This is a genomic window from Chryseobacterium sp. 2P (assembly GCF_059579425.1).
Genome location: NZ_CM184194.1, coordinates 4,432,347 through 4,451,806, shown reverse-complemented (window position 1 = coordinate 4,451,806; position 19,460 = coordinate 4,432,347). Strand labels below are relative to the sequence as shown.

22 protein-coding genes are annotated in these 19,460 nt (G+C 36.4%); 12 read left to right on the top strand and 10 right to left on the bottom strand.

Features of this window, described 5'->3' with window-relative positions; translation table 11 throughout:
- The first annotated feature begins 4 nt into the window (after window positions 1–4).
- Window positions 5–196 carry a hypothetical protein gene (locus AC52CF_RS20385; protein ID WP_214588016.1) on the top strand — a complete coding sequence of 64 codons (192 nt, stop codon included), beginning with the start codon at window positions 5–7 and terminating at the stop codon, window positions 194–196.
- Between the two features lie 35 nt (window positions 197–231).
- On the opposite strand, the gene AC52CF_RS20380 is transcribed toward AC52CF_RS20385, so the two are convergent.
- The 4 genes from AC52CF_RS20380 to AC52CF_RS20365 form a co-directional block, all read right to left on the bottom strand.
- Window positions 232–840, bottom strand: coding sequence for a DUF4126 domain-containing protein (locus tag AC52CF_RS20380; protein WP_214588018.1), 609 nt, complete (start codon window positions 838–840; stop codon window positions 232–234).
- 115 nt (window positions 841–955) lie between these two features.
- A complete protein-coding gene (gene rnpA / locus AC52CF_RS20375; RefSeq protein ID WP_076391353.1) occupies window positions 956–1,330 on the bottom strand; it encodes a ribonuclease P protein component in 375 nt (124 codons plus the stop codon).
- 100 nt (window positions 1,331–1,430) lie between these two features.
- Window positions 1,431–2,156: a tRNA threonylcarbamoyladenosine dehydratase gene (locus AC52CF_RS20370; RefSeq protein ID WP_116098296.1), complete on the bottom strand. Its 726-nt coding sequence runs from the start codon at window positions 2,154–2,156 to the stop codon at window positions 1,431–1,433.
- Entirely contained in the window at window positions 2,149–2,775 is a 627-nt protein-coding gene (locus AC52CF_RS20365; RefSeq protein ID WP_214588019.1) for a TatD family hydrolase, read from the bottom strand. The genes AC52CF_RS20370 and AC52CF_RS20365 overlap by 8 nt, the downstream gene beginning before the upstream one ends.
- Window positions 2,776–2,873: 98 nt before the next feature.
- Between AC52CF_RS20365 and AC52CF_RS20360 the strand changes: the two genes are divergently transcribed.
- From AC52CF_RS20360 to AC52CF_RS20310, 11 genes are all read left to right on the top strand, one after another.
- Entirely contained in the window at window positions 2,874–3,503 is a 630-nt protein-coding gene (locus AC52CF_RS20360; protein ID WP_087708520.1) for a TetR/AcrR family transcriptional regulator, read from the top strand.
- A gap of 103 nt (window positions 3,504–3,606) precedes the next feature.
- Window positions 3,607–4,602: an outer membrane protein assembly factor BamD gene (locus AC52CF_RS20355; RefSeq protein WP_214588021.1), complete on the top strand. Its 996-nt coding sequence runs from the start codon at window positions 3,607–3,609 to the stop codon at window positions 4,600–4,602.
- Between the two features lie 41 nt (window positions 4,603–4,643).
- On the top strand, window positions 4,644–4,967 hold the full coding sequence (locus tag AC52CF_RS20350) for a DNA-directed RNA polymerase subunit omega (protein WP_002983982.1): 324 nt from the start codon (window positions 4,644–4,646) through the stop codon (window positions 4,965–4,967).
- A 120-nt stretch (window positions 4,968–5,087) separates the two neighbouring features.
- Window positions 5,088–6,290, top strand: a complete 1,203-nt coding sequence (coaBC, locus tag AC52CF_RS20345) for a bifunctional phosphopantothenoylcysteine decarboxylase/phosphopantothenate--cysteine ligase CoaBC (protein WP_214588022.1) — start codon at window positions 5,088–5,090, stop codon at window positions 6,288–6,290.
- A 36-nt stretch (window positions 6,291–6,326) separates the two neighbouring features.
- The gene (gene porD, locus AC52CF_RS20340; RefSeq protein WP_214588023.1) at window positions 6,327–7,235 is read left to right on the top strand and encodes a type IX secretion system protein PorD; all 909 of its coding nucleotides are present in this window, start codon (window positions 6,327–6,329) and stop codon (window positions 7,233–7,235) included.
- A 62-nt stretch (window positions 7,236–7,297) separates the two neighbouring features.
- Complete coding sequence (locus AC52CF_RS20335; protein ID WP_214588024.1) at window positions 7,298–8,947, top strand: DNA repair protein RecN; 1,650 nt, start codon at window positions 7,298–7,300, stop codon at window positions 8,945–8,947.
- Between the two features lie 551 nt (window positions 8,948–9,498).
- Window positions 9,499–10,821, top strand: a complete 1,323-nt coding sequence (locus AC52CF_RS20330; protein WP_214588025.1) for a hypothetical protein — start codon at window positions 9,499–9,501, stop codon at window positions 10,819–10,821.
- A 10-nt stretch (window positions 10,822–10,831) separates the two neighbouring features.
- Window positions 10,832–10,987 (top strand): hypothetical protein, encoded by a 156-nt coding sequence (locus tag AC52CF_RS20325; RefSeq protein WP_214588027.1) that lies wholly within the window; start codon window positions 10,832–10,834, stop codon window positions 10,985–10,987.
- A gap of 105 nt (window positions 10,988–11,092) precedes the next feature.
- Complete coding sequence (locus AC52CF_RS20320) at window positions 11,093–12,559, top strand: DUF5687 family protein (protein WP_375180901.1); 1,467 nt, start codon at window positions 11,093–11,095, stop codon at window positions 12,557–12,559.
- A gap of 1 nt (window position 12,560) precedes the next feature.
- The gene (locus AC52CF_RS20315) at window positions 12,561–13,292 is read left to right on the top strand and encodes an ABC transporter ATP-binding protein (RefSeq protein WP_214588029.1); all 732 of its coding nucleotides are present in this window, start codon (window positions 12,561–12,563) and stop codon (window positions 13,290–13,292) included.
- Between the two features lie 83 nt (window positions 13,293–13,375).
- Window positions 13,376–14,008, top strand: coding sequence for a nitroreductase family protein (locus tag AC52CF_RS20310; protein ID WP_214588030.1), 633 nt, complete (start codon window positions 13,376–13,378; stop codon window positions 14,006–14,008).
- An 80-nt stretch (window positions 14,009–14,088) separates the two neighbouring features.
- On the opposite strand, the gene hemE is transcribed toward AC52CF_RS20310, so the two are convergent.
- The 6 genes from hemE to hemA are packed head-to-tail and all read right to left on the bottom strand — an operon-like array spanning window position 14,089 to window position 19,305.
- Complete coding sequence (gene hemE / locus AC52CF_RS20305; protein ID WP_214588032.1) at window positions 14,089–15,126, bottom strand: uroporphyrinogen decarboxylase; 1,038 nt, start codon at window positions 15,124–15,126, stop codon at window positions 14,089–14,091.
- 40 nt (window positions 15,127–15,166) lie between these two features.
- On the bottom strand, window positions 15,167–15,850 hold the full coding sequence (locus AC52CF_RS20300; RefSeq protein WP_214588033.1) for a uroporphyrinogen-III synthase: 684 nt from the start codon (window positions 15,848–15,850) through the stop codon (window positions 15,167–15,169).
- Window positions 15,850–16,506, bottom strand: a complete 657-nt coding sequence (locus AC52CF_RS20295) for a peptidoglycan recognition protein family protein (protein ID WP_214588035.1) — start codon at window positions 16,504–16,506, stop codon at window positions 15,850–15,852. Before AC52CF_RS20295 ends, AC52CF_RS20300 begins: the two co-directional genes overlap by 1 nt.
- A 2-nt stretch (window positions 16,507–16,508) precedes the next feature.
- Complete coding sequence (locus AC52CF_RS20290) at window positions 16,509–17,090, bottom strand: DUF1287 domain-containing protein (protein ID WP_214588036.1); 582 nt, start codon at window positions 17,088–17,090, stop codon at window positions 16,509–16,511.
- Window positions 17,091–17,132: 42 nt separating this feature from the next.
- Window positions 17,133–18,044, bottom strand: a complete 912-nt coding sequence (gene hemC / locus AC52CF_RS20285) for a hydroxymethylbilane synthase (RefSeq protein ID WP_214588037.1) — start codon at window positions 18,042–18,044, stop codon at window positions 17,133–17,135.
- Entirely contained in the window at window positions 18,031–19,305 is a 1,275-nt protein-coding gene (hemA, locus tag AC52CF_RS20280; RefSeq protein ID WP_235132485.1) for a glutamyl-tRNA reductase, read from the bottom strand. Before hemA ends, hemC begins: the two co-directional genes overlap by 14 nt.
- Window positions 19,306–19,460: the final 155 nt, after the last annotated feature.

Here is a 19,460-nt window from a genome sequence, read left to right as displayed (position 1 = left end):
TAGAATGAGCTTATTATCAATTAACGCTTTTCAAATCCTTCTTGGTGCGGTTGCGGTCATTATTTTATACATTGCGGCAATTGCTGTTCTGTTGAGAACAAAATCAGGAATTCTGCCTTATTTGGCATTAATACTTTTTCCCGTCATAGGTCCTTTGGGAATTCTTCTTGGAAATTATAACAGGAAAGCAAAATAAACAAAAGAGCGGAGAATTTTTCCGCTCTTTTGCCTTTATGTCTGTTGAGGAAGTTCTTTATTTTTCCTGAATTTCCGCCATAGTTTTCGCCCGAACAGGATAACTCCTATAACAATTAAAATTGCGCAGATTCCGGCAATAACAGGAGCTGCCATTGCCAGAAATGCCATGATTCCTGCTCCGGCTGTTTCCGCTGTTCCGACGACCGAATTTCCCAAGCCTCCCGTAGTTGCCGTAGATGCAGCGCGAAGCCCCGCAAAGCCTGAACTGATGGTTGCTGCAGTTCCCCCTCCTGCAATTAAAGCTAAAGCCCACTGTGGAAAAGTTCCAAGATCTGCAAACTGACTGGCAAACAAAACAGAACCTGCAATCGTCGCCATCGGAACAGAAATCGTATCCAGCAAATGGTCTACAAAAGGAATATAATAGGCTAAAATTTCTACAACGGTTGCAATTCCGGTGGTGATTAAAGTGGGAAGTCCGGAAAGCCATTCAAAATTTTCGTTCATGGGAATCCAGTGCATATACGAAGCAAGACTTACGGCAAACATCGGAAGAAATACTCTGAATCCGCTTGCTGCAGCCAGTCCGATACCAATAAATGCACTCAGGAGATAAGGTAAATAAGGAACGTTGTCTAACATATTAATTTTCAGATTGATTGTTTTCCCGAAGGTACAAAAAAATAAATTCTGAGAAATTTTCTGATAAAAATACTGTTGAATGAAATTCAACCTGAAAATTAAGCGATAGAAAAGATTAAGACTTCTTCTGAGCCTGACAAAGCTTGATAAACTGTGCCTCTACATCCTGAAATTTTTCGGGCATTTCCGGAGATGCCCAAAACATCATCGCCATTGTTTTATCGCCGAAAGCTTCTTTAAAAAGATCTTTATTCAGACGGTAACATTCTCTTAAAAGCCTTTTGATACGGTTTCTGTGAACCGCTTTTTTAAAATATTTTTTGGAAACCGAAACCGCAAATTTCGTGCTTTCTACAGGTGTTGTCGGTTTGTTTTTAAGAATAATGATTCTCAGATTCCCATTCGTTCTCCATTTACCTTTTTCGAAAAGTAAAGAGATCTCGGTATTTTTCTTGAGTTTTTCGGCTCTGGGATATCTGAAGTTTGTCATTTACGGACTGTAAAGATAGGATTTGTATGATGTTTTTCCCACAGATTTTAAAAATTCAGACAAAAATATCCGAAACTTTCGTAAAATCTGCGGTAAAAAATTAATTTTTCTTGGTTAAATAATTGATGACTTCCGCTGCGGCATACAACCCGAAAATTGCCGGAATAAAGCTGATGGTTCCGTAAAAAGATCTTTTATAATTTGTTCCGTCCGTCATTTTTAAACTGTCGTCTTTTTGAAGCTCATCAGAGAAAACACATTTAAATCCTTTGTTTATCTTTTCTTTTCGAAGTCTTTTTCTTACCTGTTTTGCAAGATAGCAGTTCTGGGTTTTGCTGATGTCTTTCACCATCACTTTGCTCGGATCGGTTTTTCCTCCGGCTCCCATAGAACTTACAAGTTTTATTTTTCTCTTTTTTGCTGCTTTTATCAGGCAAAGTTTAGGCGTTACACTGTCGATACAGTCCAGAACATAATCAAACTTTCCATTGTCAAGAATTTCTTCCATTCTTTCAGGATTCAGGAATTCGTTGATTTTGATGAGGTTAAGTTTTGGGTTAATGTCTAACAATCTTTCAGCAACTACCTCAACTTTATGTTTTCCTACTGTGGAATGTAGAGCAGGCAACTGTCTGTTAATGTTTGTAATATCTACCGTGTCACCATCTACAATCGTCATGTTTCCGACTCCGGCTCTTGCAAGAAATTCTGCCGCAAAAGAACCGACACCACCCAAACCGACAACTAAAACTGTTGCTTTATTCAACTTTTCCAAACCTTCCTCTTTTAAGAGAAGCTCCGTTCTTTCCAACCAGTATTTATCCATTTTTTATTGTCTCTAAATTTTCCGAAATCTGTTTGTTTAAATTTTCCAGCGAAATTCCCTTTATTTCAGATACTTTCTCATACAATTCTTCGATGCTGAAATCGTCATTGTCGGTTTCCAGAAAGATTTTATCTAAAGGAGTAATTTTCAAAGTATTTTGCAAAGATAAATTATACAAAACCGCTTTTCCAAAACTCAGGTAAAAATTATTTTTCAGCAGATCTTCCGCTATCCTTTCTTTTTTATTAAAACCATGAATAATCATGGGCTGTTCTGAATATTTTTTAAAAGAAATCACTTCATAAAACTTCCGTACACAATGAATGATTATTGGCTTTTTAACCTCATTTGCAAACCTTATCTGTCTTAAAAAAGCTTCTTCCTGAATTTTCTCTCCGGTTTCAGCGAAAGAATCCAGACCGCATTCACCGAGTGCAAAACAGTTTTCAAAAATCATGTTTTTCATCCATTTAAACTGATTATCAAGATTATTCACATCAATATCTTTCGGATGAATGCCTATTGAATACGGAAAATCCGGCGGAATCTGTTCAATATCCAGATTGTAAATTCCGTTTGGCATATTTTTCTTATGATGATGAAAGTCAAAAAAATCCATTAATCAAAAATACTATTAATTTAGATTTAACGTAAATTTCTTAAACGAACGTTTATAAATTTGTTAAAAATTTCATAACTTTACTCAAAGTGCACTTCATGAAGAAAAAATTTACAGAAAAGCAAATACATATTTTAGATATCGCGGAAGAACTTATTGCAAAGAAAGGATATGAGGGAACCTCCGTCAGAGATATTTGTTCGAAGGCAAATATTAATGTTGCAATGATTTCTTATTATTTTGGCTCGAAAGAAAAGATGATGTCGTATCTTTATCAGTACAGGGTTTTAAAAACAAGAGAGACTTTTTCAGAGTTTGCAGATACCATTAAAGACGGGAAGCCGGAAATGCAGCTCAAAGAAATTATTAAATATATTGTTTCTCAGTTATTTAAATATAATTATTTCCATGGGTTTGTTACGCAGGAACTTCGCCATACAGAAAATTTAAAAGATGAACTGCTGGATTTTTATCAGCTTTTCGTTAAAAAATTAGACGAAGTCATTAAAAAAGGCGTGGCTTCAGGCGTTTTTACCTTCACTCCCAAACCTGAAGATATTTTAACAACCATTATCGGTTCCACCTTATTCGTGATCCGCAACCGGAATTTTTATGAATTGTATGTTCCGAACAAAAGCGAGGAAACCTACACAAAGGAAGCAGAGAAAAAAGTGAGAATGAATCTTTTAATGACGGTTTTTGCCATTTTGGGATACGCTGCAGACTAAAATTACGTTAAATAATCATAAAAAAAAATCTATTGGCAAAAAAGTTATATTTTTGCAAATTAGTAAATCGGCTGAATAATCCGAAAACTGTTGAACTTTTTATATGAAAAAATATATTTTAGGTATTTTTACTGTAGCAGTAGTAGCTTCGTGCGTAAGTAAGCAGGAAAGAGCAATGAAAAGTGCGGATAAAAATCTTATCTTAAAAACCGCCAATGAAAACTTTGCTAAAAAGAAGTGGAAAAACGCTTTAGCACTTTACGACAGGCTTCCGAACCTTGTTGCAGGAACAGATGATGCTCCCAATGTGGTTTTTAATTCGGCGTATGCGAATTATTACGACAAAAACTACAGATTAGCGGGAAATCAGTTTAAAAATTTTGCGATCAGCTTTCCTCAGGATAAAAGAAGGGAAGAGGCGGCATATATGTCTGCTCTGTGTTACTACGAAGGTTCAATGGATTATAATCTGGATCAGTCTACCACACAAACTGCGATTAATGAACTTCAGGATTTCTTAAATAATTATCCTAATTCAGAAAGATCTAAAAATATCAATACTCTTATTGACGAATTGTCTTACAAGCTTGAATTCAAAGCGTATGAAAATGCAAGACAATACTATAAAATGGCAGAATACAAAGCAGCCAACGTAGCATTTGAAAACGTTCTGGAAGATTTTCCGAGTACAAAACTTCGTCCGCAGATTTATGATTACATCGTAAAATCCCGTTATGAGCTCGCTACAAAATCTATTTATGATCTTAAAGATGAGCGTATAGAAAGTGCGTTATCTTTCACAAAACAGATCGAAAAGGAAATGCCGAATACGGAAGTTGCTAAAACTGCTTTGGAAATCAGAAGTAAGCTTGAAAAAGAAAAGAAAGATTTTGCGGTAGTTAAGAAGAATACGGAAGCAAGAATTGCTGCTTTAACAGAAAAACAGAAAAGGCTGGAAGCAAAGAATGCAGAACAGGCAAAAACTATTCAGCAGGAGAAAGATCAGGTAGAAGCAGAGAAGAAAGCAATGCAGATTCAGAGGGACAGTGCAGCGCTTAGCACACCTCCGCCGGCGGCGACTTTCAAAATTAAAAGATAATTCGTAAATTTGCGAACTTAAATAAAAATAATATTCTCAAAATGAGTGTAAAAGATACAAAAGCAGAAGTAAATACCATTACTTACGATAAGGATAAGATTGAAGACAAAGTAGGCTCAATCTACGAAGCGATTGTTATCATGGGAAAAAGAGCAGAGCAGATCAACGCTGAAATTCGTACAGAACTTCACAATAAGCTTGATGAGTTTGCTGTTCACAATTCTACATTGGAAGAAGTTTTCGAAAACAGAGAACAGATCGAGATCTCTAAACATTACGAAAAACTTCCAAAGCCGACTTCTATTGCAATTGAAGAATGGCTGAACGATGATGTGTACTTCAGAAAAACTGAAGAGAGAAAATAAAAATCAGTGTATTTTTTATATATGAAGGTCATAAGAAAATCTTTTTCTTATGACCTTTGTTGTTTGGACGGCTTTGTGAGAAAAAATAAGTAATTTAGTATTCTTAAAAATTAAAATTGAATGAGTCTTTCCGGTAAAAAAATTCTCATCGCGATTTCCGGAGGAATTGCAGCCTATAAAATCCATTTTCTGATCCGTGACTTTGTAAAAAAAGGAGCCGAAATTCAGGTGATTATGACGCCTGATGCAGAAAATTTCGTTACGAAACTCAGTATTTCCACTTTATCTAAGAAGCCGGTTTATTCAGACTTTTACAGCGATAACGGAACGTGGAACAGTCACGTGGAAATGGCTTTGTGGGCAGATGTCATGATTGTTGCGCCATGCACGGCAAGTACATTGTCTAAAATGGTTCATGGGTTATGCGATAATCTCGTAATTGCAACGTATATGTCTGCAAAATGTCCTGTTTTTATTGCTCCTGCAATGGATCTGGATATGTATGCACATCCGTCTACAACCAGAAATCTGGAATTGGCAGAAAGTTTCGGACACCATATTATTCCGGCGGAAAGCGGCGAACTGGCAAGCGGATTAATCGGGCAGGGAAGAATGGCAGAACCGGAAACCATAGCACAAACAATCGAAGATTTTTTTGACTCCAAAACTGAAAAAACATTAGCCGGAAAAACGGTTTTAATTACAGCCGGTCCAACGTATGAAGCCATTGATCCTGTGAGATTCATCGGAAACCATTCCTCTGGAAAGATGGGGTTTTCTCTGGCGGAAGAAGCCGCAAAAAGAGGCGCAAAAGTAATCTTAATTTCGGGACCGAGCTCTCAGAAAATCAATAATAAAAATATTGAATTACACAAAGTAACCTCAGCAAAAGAAATGTTATCGAAAGTTCTGGAATTTTATGATACAACAGACATCGGAATTGCAAGTGCTGCCGTTGCAGATTACGCTCCGAAAGAAGTGGCAAAGGAAAAGATCAAAAAGAATGACGAAAATTTAACGATCGAACTGGTTAAAAATCCGGACATTCTTAAAACCATGGGTGAAAAGAAAACCCATCAGTTTTTGGTCGGTTTTGCATTGGAAACTCAGAATGAAGAGGAAAATGCCAAAGGAAAACTGGAAAAGAAAAATCTGGATATGATCGTTTTAAACTCGCTTCGGGATGAAGGAGCCGGTTTTAAAAATGATACCAATAAAATAAAGATATTTACCAAAACGGAAAAAACAGAATTTGATCTGAAATCTAAAGAAGAGGTAGCAAAAGACATTTTGGATTTTGTTGAGTCTCAACTTTTAAAATAATTTTAATAAATTTCCGTTCTCAATTTTTAGAAGATAATGAAAAAATTTTTAAGCATATTTTTACTTCTGTTTTTATTCAGTCAGAGTTTTTCTCAGGAGTTACTGGCAACGGTACAGGTGAATTCCCAGCAATTGGGAGGAAGTAACCAGTCTGCCTACAAAGCTCTGGAGAAAAGTCTGAGAGATTTCATCAACAATACTAGCTGGACAGGAAAAAGACTGCAGAATTTTGAAAAAATAAAATCCAACTTCGCCATTGTGATCAGCGAAAGAGACGGAAACCGTTTCAAAGGAAGTATTGTGGTACAGGCAGTTCGTCCGGTTTTCAACACCACGTATGAATCTCCCTTGCTTAACCTTCAGGATACCAGATTTTCTTTCGATTACGTGGAAAACGAAAACCTTATCTTCAACGAAAGACAGTTTTCCGGAAAAAATTTAATTGATGTCATCAGTTTTTATGTGTACGTTATTTTGGGAATGGATGCAGACAGTTTTCAGTCGATGGCAGGAACACAATGGTATCAGAAAGCACAGCAGATTGCACAGAACGGGGAATCTCAGAATACCTATGACGGCTGGAAGCAGATTAATGAGCCGAGAAGCCGTTCTATTCTGATTAAAGAAATTATGAGCCCGAACTGGAGCCAGCTTCGCGCTACGATTTATTCTTATCACAGAGCCGGACTGGATAATCTTTTCAATCAGGATCAGAGCCAGGGTAAAAAAGTAATTTTTGATGCTTTAATGCAGTTAAAACAATACGAAAACTCTTTCCAGCAGGCATATTTCTTCAATCTTTTCATGGATTCCAAGGCAGATGAGATTTTCAATATCTTCAATTCCGGAAATAACGGAGGAATTGTTTTAGGAGATCTTAAGAATGAAATGATCATCCTTTCGCCAAAAAATATTGATGCCAGATGGAATAAATGGAAACAGTAATTCTCTTGAATTCTGAAATCTAAAGTTCTATATTTGCAATAGCCAAATAATCGCTATTATCAATGCTTTCGAGAATTTACATTAAAAACTTTGCCCTTATTGATACGCTTGAAGTATCATTGCACAACGGTTTACAGGTGATTACCGGAGAAACCGGTGCGGGAAAATCTATTATTTTAGGTGCGCTCCGACTGATTCTGGGCGAAAGAGCAGATGTAAAATCGATCTCAAAAGCAGAAGAAAAAAGCATCGTAGAAACAGAATTTTCCCTGAACAATCAGTTCAAAAAATTCTTTATCGAAAATGATCTGGATTATGAACATCAGACCATTATCCGCAGGGAAATTTTACCTTCCGGAAAATCGAGGGCATTTATTAATGATGTTCCTGTAACACTGGATATTTTAAAGGAACTGTCTTCTCAGTTGATCGACATTCACTCCCAGTTTGAAACGTCGAATCTTTTTACGGCAGAATATCAGTTTAAAATCATTGACGGACTTTCTGAAAACAAACAAATCATTCATGAGTATCAGAATGAATTTTCAGATTTTCAAAGCCTTAAAACACAGCTTAAAAAACTACAGACTCAGCTTTCGGATTCCAATAAAGAAAGTGACTATAAAGCATTTCTTCTGAACGAGCTTCAGGAACTTCATCTGGATAATGTAGATTATGAAGAACTTCAGAATCAGCTTTCCATTCAGGAAAATGCGGAAATGATCTCCGATAATCTGGCTCAGGTTTTATCAAGATTTCATCAGGAAGAAGTAGGAATTTTGTCATTTTTTAATGAAGCGAAAAATAAACTTGCTAAAATTGCGGAAGTTTCACAGAGTTTTGCGGAACTTGATGAAAGGCTTGAAATGTCTTTTGTAGAATTAAAAGACATTATCTCCGAGCTTGAAGATGAAGCGGAAAGCATAGAAGTAAATCCGGAAAATTTAGCGTTACTGGTTGAATTAAACAACAGAATCAATAATCTTTTTGTAAAACATAATGTTTCCGATCTTACGGAACTCAAAGAAATCAGAGATCAGTTAGCCGGAGAACAGCAGGGCACGTCCGAACTGGAGGCTCAGATTGAGGAGGTAGAAGAAAATATTTCCAAAAAAGAAAAAACACTTCAGTCTTTGGCTGAAAAGCTTTCGAAAAACAGAAAAAAGAGCATCCCTGTTTTCATCAAAAAAGCAGAATCTTTACTCAAAAAACTGGGGCTAGAAAAAGCCAGAGTTGATATTGAACTTTTTGATACCTCCGAATTCAACCCGTTCGGAAAAGAAAATATCCAGCTTTTGTTTCAGGCAAACTCAGGATTTCCGTTAAAGCCGATACAGACAGCAATTTCCGGTGGTGAAAGATCAAGGGTAATGTTGGCGGTAAAAAAGATCATTGCAGAAAGTGACGAACTTCCAACCTTAATTTTAGACGAAATCGACACTGGAGTTTCCGGAAAAGTAGCCGAAGAGATTGGAAATCTAATGCGGGAAATGTCTGCCGATATGCAGCTTATCGTTATTTCTCACTTAGCGCAGGTTGCCGCAAAAGGAAATAACAATTACAAAGTGCTGAAACAGGACATCGCCGGAAAAACTCAGTCTACTATAGTTCCATTAAGTGACGAAGAAAAGCTGAACGAGATTGCCCAGTTGCTTTCCGGAAGTAAGATTACCGAAGCGGCTTTGGCGCAGGCGAAAGAATTGATAGGATAATTTTTAACGAAATAAAAGATATAGGACTTCTGGATTTTCAGAGGTCTTTTTTATTTTGGGGTCTATTTAACATAAAAACAAAGCTGTTTTTCATTTCAAAAAAATGATTACTTTTGATTTATAATTTTAACGAAACAAGCGTAAGCTATCATACTGGATTAAGAAAACTGCGAATCTTCTTTATGCATCCAAAGAAATGATAGACTTACGCCCGTGTATCTATAACTGGCACGGGCTAAGTCTTTCTGGATGCAGGGTTCTTCGCAGTACCTCTTAACCGATTGGCTTTTGCTCCGTGCCTTTTGCATGATTCTATCTTCTGATCAATTTTGTCTAAGGCTTTTTATTAAAATTAATACGACAGCTTTTGCCGTACCGCAAATTTATTTTTGCACATGAAAATGTTTAATTAAAAAATCTGAAAGCGATGAAAACACTGAATAGGTCGGGATAAAATAAACCGCAAAACTACGGACAAAGATATGGGGTTTTCCCTGTATTGATTAGAATTAAAAAAATATAAATTCACAACTTTAAAAATTAATAACAAAATGAAAAAATCTTATTTCATAATGCTTATAGCATTAATGTGTATGTTCTCCTGCAGAACAGAAAACACTTCAGATATTCTATCTGATCAAACCCACAAATCGAAGTTTGATGCAAGCTTTAAAGAAGTATTACAGGCTACAAAATCTCCGGATGAAAGCTCTTTGATGGCAAAAGTGCAGGACTTTACGGAAGATTATAATCCTTCTGATTTTATCATGGATACAGCCAAAATAAAGAAAACCTTAAAGAATGGAGAGGTTAACGAATACGCAATATATCTAAAAAAGAAAAACGAAACTGAAATCGGAGTCTTTTACAATCTGGTATTTACTAAAAAGATAGACAGCTGGAAAAAATATTTAGTAAAATTTACTCCTGCTATTATTCCTGAGAGCAATAACAAGGTTGGTTACAAATGCGAGTTTATTTCAAAAAAAGCACAAGCTTCCAAGTGTGGATCTTCTTTTTATATGACAGAGTATTTCCAATGTTGGGCGGGACATACAGACTCCAATGATGGAGATTGTAATGGATGCTGGAGATTAGGCTCTTATGGTATTGCAAATACCTGCGATGAGGAAGCTCCGGATGATTTTAACGGAGCAGGAGATAATTACGGTGGCGGTGCAACTCCTAATGTGGATGGGCTTATCCATGTGTATGCAGACCCTTCTCATTGGGCTCTGTATAACAGTTTATCGGCAGAGAATAAATTTAAATGTTATCAGGCTTTACTTTTGTCGAGTGATACGAGTTATGTGAATTTCTCAATAGATTTCTTTAGTAGCAACTCTACGGTAACAATACAGCAGTTTCAGAATTGGTTTTTGGATCCAAATGGAAATCCTAATCTTATTTTTGAAAATTTTACAAGTTCAAATAATGTGTTAGTATTTAATACAATGAGCGATTTTAAAAATTTTCTAACTAATGATATAAGTAATTCATCATATTCTAATAGTACTATCTTTGATAATGGGCAAGAAAAAATTACACGACTTAGAGTTAACAGGATGGGTATTTATAATACTGGTATTAATATTGAAATTAAATTAAAAAAGGTAAATAATTTATGGACATATGATTCTGTAGCATCTGAAGAATATATTGGAGTGGGATTTGTATACGAATGGGCACAATCAAATTATACTTCAAATACCAACAACAATGTTTTGACATTGGAAGTTTTTGGATATGAAAAAGTAGGAGTTTCTGTCGTTGGTATTGATGTTAAATATAAAAACTATGCAAAAGTTTTGATAAAAATAAATCAAACCACTGGTCAAATAATTTCAGCAACTTTCATAGATTTACCAAATTAAAATTTCACATATGGAAACTACTATTTCATCACCAAGTTCTAGTGCTATTATTATTCAAACTTTAACTTTTATTTTATACATTGCTATATTAATCGGAGGAATATATCTTATTAGATCAATCAAATCTATAAAGAAAAGATTGGATAAGTTGGAAAATGAAAAATAAAAGAAAACCGCAGAAAATTTCTGCGGTTTTCTTTTTCCATCCATACAATATTCAATTTCTGTAACAATTCTATCTTTATACAAACTAATGTAATAAAAGATAGCTATGTTTTTAAAATTCCTCAGATTAGAAATCAAAAGCTTTTTTCGGGGCAGTTCTTTAGGAATCAATCTGGCAATGAAGATTCTTCGTTTTATCGGGATTCTTTATTTTATGGCTTGTCTTGTTGGAGGGGCATTTGTCGCGTTTTTTTTTATACAGGAAGAAATGCATCAGAATCCCTTTAAAGTGGTTTCAAAATTCATGATTGCAGCGTGGGCGGTTGATCTCATTGCCAAATATATATGGCAGGAATTGCCGACACAGAATATCAAGCCGTTTCTTACGCTCAATATTCCCAAAAAGACATTGGTGAATTATATGCTGGGAAAAACATTTCTGTCAGCTTTCAGTTGGTTCAATTCCCTGTTCCTGATTACTTTTTCCATCATTGCATTATTCAACGGATATGATGTTTTAGGCGTTGTTGGATGGCTCATTGGGATTTCGTTGTTATTTTACCTGAATAATTTTATCAACATTCTTTTTAACGATAAAGAAACCATTGCCATTTTTGTCGGATGTATTTTTGCAACAGTTGCAGGATTGGCGTATTACAATATTGTTCCGGTTCTGGATTATTCTGAGCAGTTTTTTTATAATTTTTTTGAAAGGCCTTATTTTGTAGTGATTTCAATCGGGTTGTTTTTCGGGTTGTGGAAAATCTGCTATAACCATATCCGGAAAATATTTTATCTGGATGAAGGTCTGGAAGCTAAAAAAGAAATTGGAAGAACCGAGAATATTACCTTTCTCAACAAATACGGAGCAATCGGAACGTTCATCAATAACGATATTAAAATGCTGAAACGCAATAAGGTAACGAAAGGAATTTTGTGGGGAAGCATTATGTTTCTTTTCTACGGATTGCTGATGTTTTCGTCACCGATTTACAAAACACCTGCAATGATGATGTTCATGGGATTATTTGTAACCGGAGGATTTCAGTTTATGTTCGGACAAAGGGTTCCTGCTTTCGACAGCTCTTACTATCCTTTGATGATGACGCTGAATGTTCCTTACAAAGAATACCTGAAAGCAAAATGGTGGCTGATGAATATTGTCACCGCTTTTTCCATGATTCTGGCGGTTTGCTATGCCTATTTCGGTTGGGAAATGTATCTCACCTTCTTCGCTGCCGGAATTTACAATATCGGAGTAAATTCTCAGTTTACACTTTGGTCGGGCGCTTTTAACAAAACGCAGATGGATCTTAATGCCAAAGAAAAAAGATTCGGACAGAAAAACAGCTTTAACGTAAAAGCGCTTCTGCTTTTAATTCCGAAGATGTTTCTTCCGATGCTTGTTTTCGCATTGATGCAGAAATTTTTCAGTATTACAGCGGGAGTTATCAGTATCGGAGTTCTGGGAGTAATCGGATTTTTCATCAGAGAAAAGATCTTCGATATTATCGTAAAACACTACAAGGTAGAAAAATACAGTACATTAGAAGCATTCAAAAACAAAGATTAATATGATCACCATTAATAATTTAACAAAAACATACGGTAAAGCAACCGTTTTAAATATAGAACATCTGGAAATTCCGAAAGGGGAAACATTCGGTCTGGTAGGAAACAACGGAGCCGGAAAAACCACTCTTTTCAGCTTAATGCTTGATCTTATTCAGGCTTCTACAGGATTTGTAAGCATCGACGGGATAAAAGTAAATGAATCTGAAGCATGGAAAAACAAAGTTTCTGCTTTTGTAGACGATTCTTTCCTCATCGGATATCTTACACCGGAAGAATATTTCTATTTCATCGGTGAACTGAGAGGGCAGAACAAAGCTTCTGTAGATGCCTTTTTAAAACAGTTTCATGATCTTTTCAGCGGTGAAATTTTAAATTCGGGAAAATATGTCCGTGATCTTTCCAAAGGAAACCAGAAAAAAGTTGGAATTGTGGGCGCCATCATCGGAAATCCCGAAATCATTATTCTGGATGAACCTTTTGCCAATCTGGATCCTTCCACACAGATTAAGCTTAAAAATTTAATTAAAGAACTGTCTAAACAGGACGGAGTGACTTTTCTTATTTCTAGCCACGATCTTTCGCATACCACAGAAGTCTGCAACAGAATTGTAGTGGTAAACAAAGGGCAATTGGTAAAAGATATTCAGACCAATCCTGAAACTCTGAAAGATCTGGAGCAGTATTTTGCCGATCAGATTTCCATTCCGGTGGAAGAGAATTCTGCATTATAGATAATACCAATAAATCAAATTTGAAAATCATAGATCAAAAATTGTGGTACATCATTTAATTTTGTGGAGTTAAAATTTAATCTATGGAATTAATTGAAAAACTGAACTGGAGATATGCTACCAAAGCAATGAACGGTCAGAAAGTACCACAGGAAAAAGTGGATAAAATAGTAGAAGCTGCAAGACTGGCGCCTACATCAAGTGGTTTACAGCCTTTTGAAATTATTGTTGTAACCAATCAGGAAGTTAAAGAACAGATCAAGCCTCACGCGTGGAATCAACCGCAGATTACAGATTGTTCGCATCTGTTGGTTTTTGCAGCGTGGGATAATTACACAGAAGAAAGAATCAACAGAATGTTTGATCTTACCAATGAAGTAAGAGGATTTAAAAATGAAGGTTGGGAAAATTACAGACAAATGCTGTTGAGTATCTATCCGCAAAGATCTGCTGAAGAGAACTTCACTCATGCCGCAAAACAGGCTTATATCGGTTTTGGAGCAGCGATTATTGCAGCCGCTTTCGAAGAAGTAGATTCTACCCCAATGGAAGGATTTATTCCGCAAGAAGTTGATAAGGTTTTAAACCTGCAGGAAAAAGGTTTAAAAAGCGTACTCTTATTACCTATCGGGTACAGAGATGCTTCTAACGACTGGTTAGTGAATTTAACCAAAGTAAGAAAACCAAAAGAAGAATTCATTACAGAAATCAAGTAATTATTGATTATTTTACTCATAAAAATACCCTTTCAATTGGTTTTTTGAAAGGGATTTTTTATTGTATGTGTATTTAAATACTAAAACTCAGCATTCGGTTTCCAATCCACCACCGCTCTGATGAACGCTTCTGCATTTTCCACAGGAATATTCGGTAAAATTCCGTGTCCTAAATTGGCAATGTAACGGTCTTTTCCGAAACGGTTGATCATTTCCGTCACCATTTTTTTAATTGTTTCAGGAGTAGAATGCAGTCTTGCAGGATCGAAATTTCCCTGAAGCGTCATTGTATGATTGGTTAAAGTTCTTGCAAACTCAGGTTTAATCGTCCAGTCAACACCCAAAGCAGAAACCGGCGACTGTGCCATATCTTCCAGAGCAAACCAGCATCCTTTTCCGAAAACCACAACGTGCGTTAAAGGGCTTAAAGCTTCAACGATCTGGTTAATATATTTCCATGAAAATTCCTGATAATCTGCCGGAGAAAGCATTCCGCCCCAGGAATCGAAAACCTGAACCGCAGAAACTCCTTTTTCAACCTTTCTTTTAAGATAAGCAATCGTTGTATCAGTAATCTTTTGAAGTAATAAATGTGCCGCTTCCGGTTGCGTAAAGCAGAAAGATTTAGCAATATCAAAAGCCTTGCTTCCTTTTCCTTCCACACAATAGCAAAGTATCGTCCACGGAGAACCTGCAAAACCGATCAACGGAATTTCATTATCCAATTTCTGTAAAGTCAGTTCAATAGCATCAAAAACATAACCTAAAGTATCATTCACATCCGGAACCACCACACTCTGCACATCTTCCATCGTTCTGATCGGATTATCCAGCCATGGACCTACAGATTCCTTCATTTTGAAATCAATTCCCATTGCCTGCGGAACAACGAGAATATCAGAGAATAAAATCGCTGCATCCAAAGGAAATCTTCTGATCGGCTGTACGGTAATTTCGGAAGCAAGTTCCGGTGTCTGACATCTTGTGAAGAAGTCGTATTTATCGCGTAATGCAATAAATTCCGGCAAATATCTTCCAGCCTGTCTCATCATCCAAACCGGCGGTCTTTCTACGGTTTCTCCGCGAAGTGCTTTTAAGTATAGGTCGTTTTTAATCATAATATACTAGACTTTATTGCCAAGAATGACAATTAAAATATCAATTTTTATTTAAAATCTCTTTTCGGATCAGCTTCAGAACAGACAGTAATGTGCTTCCTTCCGAAACCAAAACAGGCTTTGAAGTATGCTTTCTGAGCTCATTGGCAGTCGTTTCTCCAATGGAAACCAGAATCATACCCCCAAAAGAATTTCGATTTGCAAAACTACGAACTCCGCTCGGACTAAAAAACACTGCGGCATGATATTTTTCATTTATCAGCGGATTGATTTCCTCCGTATTGTAGACCGTTATTTTTCTGTAGCTGATGTTTTGAAGGGGAAGATTTTTGTCAAGCACGTCTAATGCGATGTTTCCGCAGAAATGAAGGAATTTTTCCTGCTGACAGTGCATAATGATAAACCGTGAAAGCTCTTCCGCGTTTTTAAGGACTTTAAACGTTCCGAAACCGTTTTTTCTCAGCTCTTTTTTCGTCTTTTCACCGACGCAGTAGATTTTATTGTAGTTTTTCGCCGTAAAATCTTCGTTGGGTTTAAATCCGTTCTTAAAAAAGGAGCTTACTCCTTTTGCGCTGGTAAAAATCAATGAATAATCTTTGAGATCAAAAGACTCAACCGTTAGAGAACTTGTTTTAATTACCTCAACACAATCAAACGAAATGCTGTCTCCCAATTCTTTGGTTACAATCGCAGGATCTAGGTTTTTGGTAAATAAAATGTTCATTATGGTTTATCTTTTAAATGTAAATCGGCGGTCTGAAGCCTTACTTTGTTCATAAAATCCTTTCCTGGATCTTCTTTTCCTGTGAAATAATTCGGATCAGATTCTTTCCAGAGTTTTGAATTTCTGAAGATTCCGTATTCCGAATGTCCGATGAGGTATTCTATTTTATATTTTTGGGTTAAATATCTTATGAGTTGTGCGTTCGCGGAAACCTGTTTGTCCGTAAGCGGTTCTTTTTTACTTCCGATATTTTCAATTCCGATGGCACAGTAATTCAAACCAATCGTATGTCTGGCAAACTGATTCGGTTCCATCAACTGATAAACCGTTCCGTCTCTGTCAATGATGAATTGTGAAGAAACATTCAGCGTACTTTGCTTTTTTAAAGTGTTTCTTGCATTTTCAAGATGCGTTTTGTTGAAATATTTAAAATTATTTTCCACATTTCCGCCTGCCGTATAATGAAGAACGATCATTTTCGGAACAATCGTTGGTATTTTCTGAACCAAACCGTGATGCTCTTTCAGATATTCCAAACTTAAACGAACTCTTTCTTCAGAATAATTGATAGGCTTATTGATGATTTTCAGTTCGTTTTTTTGAGCTGATACAAAACCCATCAACATAAAAACCAATAAACAGATTACATTTCTCATTATTATTTCTGATATTGATAATGTCCTGTAATGGTAAACTTAAACAGACAATCTTCCAGAACCTGTCCGCCTCCGATATTGTGTACAATGAGATACCTTTTTCCGTCCGCCGATTTTCTGTTCACCACAATCCCGATGTGCGTTAAATTTCCCGGAAGATCCCAGGTTACGATATCTCCGGGAACATACAGCTCCGGTTTGGTTTCAATGGATTTTGATTTTCCAAATTTGGCAAAGAACACTCTCAGGTTGGGAACTCTGCGATGGTCGATGTTCGTGTCGGGCTTTTTCAGTCCCCATTTTTTAGGATATTTTGAAAAATTTTTCGTCATATCTTCATGCACTTCTTTCTGAAGATCAATCCCCAGTTTTCGGTAAGCTCTGATTACAACATCGGTACAAACGCCTTTGTCCGCAGGAACGTCTCCGTTCGGATATTTGATGTTGAAATAGGCGGGATCATAACTTACACGGTCTTTTGTAAGGCTTAAAGCCGCATTAGAAAGTTTTTGGGCAAACTGATTCTGTGCTTTTCCAAAAAACACGCAAAGAACTACAATAAATATTGAGAAATATTTCTTCATAGAAATCCGGAACCTTAAAAGTTAAAATGTAAAAAGTGAATTTTAGATCTGGCTTTTAATTTCCGCCATCAATTCTTTTCCGCCGTTTTCAAGAACAGTTTTTGCAAATTTTTCCCCGAAATTTTCTTCATTATTATATATGAAGCTTTCATCGGTTGCGATGCTATTCTTTCCATCCAGAGAACAAAGCGCTGCCTTGAAACGGATCTGGTCTTCAAAAAGTTCTGCAAATGCTCCGATAGGTGCGGTACAGCCTCCTTCCAAAGTGCTCAGGAAATTTCTTTCCATTTCCACACAGATCTGCGTATTTTTATGATTGGTAAACTGTCTGATGATTTCATTGATTTCAGTTTTGTCTGAATGCCCTGCGACAGCAATCACTCCCTGCGACGGAGCCGGAATTAAAAACGGAATCATTTCATAATCAATGTCCATTTTCATTCTCTTAATTCCTGCCAGAGACAGAATGGTCGCATCAAAATCTCCTTCTTCCAGCTTCTGAAGCCTTGTCTGAATATTTCCACGAATGTCCGAAAATTCAGCATTGGGGAAGTTTTTCAGCCAGAATGCTCTTCTTCTTAAACTGCTGGTTGCCAGTTTAAGCTCGTGAAGTTCTTTATTTCTTGCCGATTCTTTTCGGATCAGGACATCCTGCGGAAAATCTCTTTCCAGATAAGAAACGATCTCAAGGTTTTCGGGAAGTTTTGTAGGAACATCTTTTAAAGAATGTACAGCAATATCAATTTCGTCATTTAATAAGGCAACATCAAGATCTCTGGTGAAAACGCCTGTTATCCCTAATGAATATAGAGGCTGTGTAAGATTTTTATCACCCGAAGAGACGATAGGAACGATTTCCGTTAAATAATTGTTGTTCTGAAGATGTCTCGCAACTTCTCTCGCCTGCCAAAGTGCCAATGCAGAATTTCTGGTTCCGATTCTAATGCTTTTCATTGAATTCGTTGTTTGGTTGTTCAACTAATATTTCGTGCATTAATTTACTAATTTCTTCGGCTTTTAAAGGATTATCGATGATATATTTTGCAAAACGGTTGGTAATTTTCTGGATCATTTTATCAGAAAGTTCCATGTCCGTGATGTTTATGTATTTATTTTTTTTGTAAAAATTATGCATTTCATTACGTTCCATATTCTTAAGAACCGCTTTGAAATGATGGATATTGGGTGCCAGTTTTCTCTTTTTTTCCCACTCAAGGAAGTCTTTCGTCATTTCCTTGATGATTTTTTCGGCTTTCGGGATCTCTTTTTCTCTCTGCTGAATGGTTGCCTGAATCTGCTTGGAAAGTTCATCCACGTCGATCAGCGTTACATTTTCATTTTCCGTTACATTTTTATCCACGTTATTCGGAATCGAGAGGTCAATTACCAAAGTTTCTTTTCCGTTCGGGAAATGAGACCTGTTCACGATCGGATGTCTTGCGCCGGTCGCAACGATAAGAATATCTGTATTGCCCAGTTCTTTATCAAAATCGGCATAATCAATATGCGGAATATTGTACTTCTCGGAAATCTTAGCTGCAGTTTCCTGAGTCCTGTTGGCAATTTTTATTTTCGGCTGATAGACGTGTTTTACCAGATTTTCAACCGTATTCTGCCCGATTTCTCCTACGCCAAGCAGAAGAATATTTTTTTCGGTAATTCTTTTCTGGCTGTTTAAGATATAATGAACCGCCGCATAAGAAACAGAAGCTGCTCCGTTGGAAATTCCGGTTTCGTTTTTTATTCTTTTCGAAATCTGAATGGCAGAATTAATCGCTCTTTCAAGATAGGGATTAGAGTTCTGTCTTTCTTTTTTGAAGCGGTTGTAGGCTTTTTTAATCTGCCCGATGATCTCAAAATCTCCGATAATCTGGCTTTCAAGTCCGGCTGCAACCCTGAAAAGATGAGTTAAAGCTTCTTCCTTCGTTAAAATATTCGCAAACTGAAGAAAATCCATCAGATTAACCCCGATGGTTTTACAGTATTCTTCCGCAACCAGAAGATAGTTGGGAGAAGTGGTATAGATTTCGGTTCTGTTACAAGTAGAAACAACAAAGGAATCCCCTAAATCTTCATTATGGATTCGGGCAACGAAATTCTTAATGTTTTCATCAAAAAATGCAAATTTACCTCTTGTTTCTGCGTCAGCTTTTTCAAAACTAACGGAAAGTACAGCAAAATTAGACGTCTGATGTATGTTTGAATATTGTAACATAAGCGTCGCAAATTTACGTTTTTTTTAGCAAATTACTTTCTGAAAATGTATATGATAATTATCGTAAAAAACTATTTCGGGAAATTATGAAAAGCAATGTTTTGTTGTTAATAAACGTTAAAATTAATTTTGAAAAAATTATAAATTTTTACCAT